Source organism: Microcoleus sp. Aus8_D2, from assembly GCF_036702665.1.
Classification (GTDB): domain Bacteria; phylum Cyanobacteriota; class Cyanobacteriia; order Cyanobacteriales; family Microcoleaceae; genus Microcoleus.
This window is the reverse complement of sequence record NZ_JAUBUN010000087.1, coordinates 5,313-7,759: the sequence shown is the minus strand read 5'-3', so window position 1 is coordinate 7,759 and position 2,447 is coordinate 5,313. Positions and strand designations below refer to the sequence as shown.

The following is a 2,447-nucleotide window of genomic DNA, read 5'->3' as shown; positions in this document are numbered from 1 at the left end:
ACTGAAAGTAATGGCATAACTCAGATTAGTTTTGCCTCAACCGGAAAAGTTTTTGCTTCTTTAGTTGGGGTATCGTCGAGTCTGATTGGTGTCGCAGATTTCACTTTGCTGTAGTTGTCGAGGGTGCATCTGGTTTTTGAAGAGGGCGAAGCATGACCGCATATAAGTTATTAGTTATAATCTCATATTTACTCCGGTCATGCTTCGCCCCGGAGCGATATATTTGCTTGCGCACATATGCAGCCGTTGTCGATACTATCAAACCTACTTTTGGGAGCATCTCATTTTCGCGAAAAGCATTTTTTTTACAGTGCGATCTGTCGTGAGTTCGCACTACAAATGCCCAACTGAGATGCACCCCCTACTTTTTCGATCTTTGCAACTCCGATCGGGTCTATGATGGTAAAATCAAATCTGACAAAGCCTTACGAAATTGATTTGAGAACAGGCGCGATCGCAGCTACGCCGAACCAGTTTATTACTCTCGTGCAACCTCCGACTGATGCCAACGGCGACAGTTGGTTAGAAACGTTAGTAAAGATCGATTTTCAAGGTTTCACCACCGTTAAATTTATCGTTGACTATGGTGAAACATCATCAGGATGGACGGTAAATATTGGTGACTCGGCATCGAATGACGGCTATGGAGGGGATGGCGGGACTCAAAGCAACGATGCTGAGATGCAGATTGCAAATGGGAATATGGCTGTTTTTGGTAACGACTACAATACACCTCCAGGCGCTCAAATTGCTCGCGGAAATGTTCCTAAGTTGGTAAGTAAGGGTTCCCGCATTGAGTTAGAAATTAGCAACAAACATCTGGCATGGAACAACCACAAAGGACTGGAAAATAGCTTGACTTCGCCGTACTTGTATGCTACTGCCAGTCAAGCTGATGCGACGGGATCAGTCAACTCCAGCATCTATGCTAGCTTTAACAGGGTGATTAGCGGGCGATCGGATCGTTTGGGTGCGGGAGCGAGGAAGGTAACTATTCTGATCGATCCGATCGAGTATGCGATCGCTCCTCACGCTGTGGCCGTTGCAGAAGGCAATGCTGGCAATACTCCTGTTACTTTTACCATCACTCGCAAAGGGGCTACATCTTGGGCAAGTTCCGTAGATTATGCGATCGGTGGTAGTGCTACCAACAGCAGCAATTACAATAATATTGGGGCGACTTATCGGGCAACAGATATCACAGGTACGATCGACTTTGTAGCGGGTGAAATATCCAAAACCCTGACTCTGTATGTGGTGGGCGATACACAGTTTGAACCTAATGAAACGATTGCGGTTGCATTGTCAAATCCTGTGGCACCTTTTAGCTCTTATATAACCACTGCGATCGCCACAACTACGATTGACAATGATGACTGCTTAGTAGCTAATATTAATGTTTATTACGCGATTGCCACCGTAGGATTAGCAGTCATGATTCTAAGTATAGTTAAATTGCGTTCCCTTACCAGTTTGTAGTGCGGACTTTAGTCCGCAAAATACTGCGGACTGAAGTCCGCACTACGAACAGTTTGTAGTGCGGACTTTAGTCCGCAAAATACTGCGGACTGAAGTCCGCACTACGAACGAATCTTGCTGCGGTTAATCGATCTGACACGATATAACTGGCTATTTTTCAATAAAAATTTATACGTATGCGTTACGAAAACTGTTATTTTTGCTACAATAGCTCTTCCTCTGGCAAATTTTTTACGCAGGGATGCTATAGACCTCTTGCAAAAATAAATAGGAACGGGCCGAAGAGCCCGTTCCACAAAAATAATTTTTTCTGTGGAAGGGGCCGAAGAGCCCGTTCCAAAATTTGATTAAAAGGACTTTTGCAAGAGATATTATGTCTTTGTCAATCAAAATTGATAGATAGTTTCGAGTGCATTGAACGAAACTGATGAACTATTGTCTTATTTTTAATTTCCAACTAGGTGTATTATGCCAAATTTAAATATTCCTGTTTTAGTAAAGTCGATCGCCTTTATCGACACTCAAGTACCAAATTATCACAGTTTAATGGCTGGGGTAACACCGGGTACGGAAGTTGTAGTGTTAGATGGGCACGAGGATGCGATCGACCAAATTACTGATATTTTAGCTCTTCGCACGAATATTGACAGCATCCACATTATCTCCCACGGCAGTCCCGGAAGTCTGCAATTCGGTAAAACCAGATTTTCCTTAGATAATTTAGAAACATATTCCCAGCAATTGCAGCAGTGGCGGAATGCTTTTACAAGCAGTGCGGATATTTTAATTTATGGTTGCAATGTTGCATCGGGGCCTCGCGTTTGTCCGCAAGTCCGACAGGGGTTTCAACCCCTGTTCGAGCGCGAAAGTCGGTTGAAACCGACTGGGGATAATTCATGCACCAATGTCAGAAACCCGGTTTCTCTCTCGATTGTTGAGAATGGTACAATATCTCAGTTGAAACTGAC

2 protein-coding genes are annotated in these 2,447 nt (G+C 43.8%); both read left to right on the top strand.

From position 1 onward, the window contains the following. Positions 1 to 396 precede the first annotated feature (396 nt). A complete protein-coding gene (locus QUB64_RS32535; RefSeq protein ID WP_333278700.1) occupies positions 397 to 1,479 on the top strand; it encodes a hypothetical protein in 1,083 nt (360 codons plus the stop codon). Between the two features lie 468 nt (positions 1,480 to 1,947). Then, on the top strand, positions 1,948 to 2,447 hold a 500-nt coding region (locus tag QUB64_RS32530), incomplete at its 3' end, for a DUF4347 domain-containing protein (RefSeq protein ID WP_333394342.1).

Coding starts and splice junctions, on each gene's coding strand:
- QUB64_RS32535 (WP_333278700.1), top strand. CDS start 397: ATGATGGTAAAATCAAATCTGACAAAGCCTTACGAAATTGATTTGAGA.